Source organism: Prevotella conceptionensis 9403948 (genome assembly GCF_000312305.1).
GTDB lineage: Bacteria > Bacteroidota > Bacteroidia > Bacteroidales > Bacteroidaceae > Prevotella > Prevotella conceptionensis.
Map to the genome: position 1 here is coordinate 416,057 of NZ_HE999445.1, position 1,809 is coordinate 417,865.

At 49.8% G+C, this 1,809-nt stretch carries 2 protein-coding genes; both read left to right on the forward strand.

From position 1 onward, the window contains the following. On the forward strand, positions 1-1,110 hold a 1,110-nt coding region (locus tag BN93_RS06055), incomplete at its 5' end, for an SLC13 family permease (RefSeq protein WP_019187444.1). A 198-nt stretch (positions 1,111-1,308) separates the two neighbouring features. Then, on the forward strand, positions 1,309-1,809 hold a 501-nt coding region (locus BN93_RS06060), incomplete at its 3' end, for a class II fructose-bisphosphate aldolase (protein WP_044259938.1).

Genomic DNA, 1,809 nt, shown 5'->3' on the forward strand with positions numbered 1-1,809 from the left:
CTAGCCGAGCTAGACCTCCGCAACCGCTATGGACTCAGCGTGATGGAAATCAGAAGAAAGGCTGCACGCAGCGGGCGTTTCATACGTAACGTGAAGCAAAGCATGCCCATGCCCGACAGCATCTTGCAAACCGAAGACGTTATTTACATAACAGGCGACAACGAACACATGGACTTCTTCGCCGCAGAAATGAAACTCGAACAACTGGACAACACGGGTATCGACTTCTACGACCTGGGAATTGCCGAGCTGGTACTTATGCCCACGTCGCAACTTAACGGCACAAAACTGAAAAATTCGGGCCTTCGCGAACACTTCAACATTAATGTCCTGGGCATCAGACGTAGCCACGACTACATCCTTAACGACCTTTCCGAAGAACGCCTACATGCAGGCGACGTGCTATTGGTACAGGGTTCGTGGACCAATATCGGGCAACTGGCAAACGAAAACGACGATTGGGTGGTGCTGGGTCAGCCCAAAGAACAGGCCCAAAAGGTGATACTAACCAACAAGGCACCCATCGCCGGCGCCATCATGTTGCTGATGGTGGCCATGATGATGTTCGACTTCATCCCCATCGCCCCCGTAACGGCCGTCATCATTGCGGGTCTGCTGATGGTTCTCACAGGCTGTTTCCGAAACGTAGAGGCCGCATACAAAACCATTAACTGGGAAAGCGTAGTACTTATTGCGGCCATGATGCCGATGTCTACCGCCCTCGAAAAGACGGGTGTGTCGGCAGAAATATCCCATACCTTGGTAAACTCCTTGGGCAGCATGAGCCCCATCGTGCTCTTGGCAGGCATCTACCTCACCACCACCATCCTAACGATGTTCATCAGCAACACGGCCACCGCCGTGTTGATGGCCCCCATTGCGCTATCTGCCGCAAAGGAGATTGGGGCCAGCCCTTACGCCTTCCTGTTTGCCGTAACCATCGCCGCAAGCATGTGTTTCATGTCGCCGTTCTCCACGCCGCCCAACGCATTGGTTATGCGAGCAGGCCAATACACCTTCATGGACTATGTAAAAGTGGGTTTCCCCTTGCAACTCATCATCGGCATTGTCATGATATTCCTGCTACCCTTGTTCTTCCCGTTGGGCTAAAAGCAAAATGAAGAAAATGTAAAGCAAAGCTAACAAAACGTAAGCCACAGGATGATAAGCATCAATTAATGTCACTTTTCCTCCAAATTGGACAATAAAAACACCTATAAATCTTTGTGTTGACAAATTAAAGCATTAATTTTGCATACGTATAAATAAGATAACGACATCACATCCAACTTTATAATAATTAAAATTATGGTAGATTACAAATCCCTAGGTCTAGTAAACACTCGCGAGATGTTTAAAAGGGCCATCAATGGCGGATACGCAATTCCGGCATTCAACTTTAACAACATGGAGCAGCTGCAGGCCATCATCAAGGCTGCTGCCGACCTCAAATCACCCGTAATCTTACAGGTATCGAAGGGCGCGCGCAACTACGCTAACCCCACCCTTCTGCGTTATATGTCACAGGGCGCTGTTGAATACGCTAAAGAACTTGGAGTAAATCACCCCGAAATCGTTGTCCACCTGGACCACGGAGACAGCTTTGAAACTTGCAAGAGCTGCATCGACATGGGCTTCTCCTCGGTGATGATCGACGGTTCGTCACTTCCCTACGACGAAAACGTGGCCCTGACGAAGAAGGTTGTTGACTATGCACACCAGTTCGACGTAACCGTTGAAGGCGAGTTGGGCGTTCTTGCTGGCGTTGAAGACGACGTTGCGGCAGAGAAATCGCACTACACCAAACCC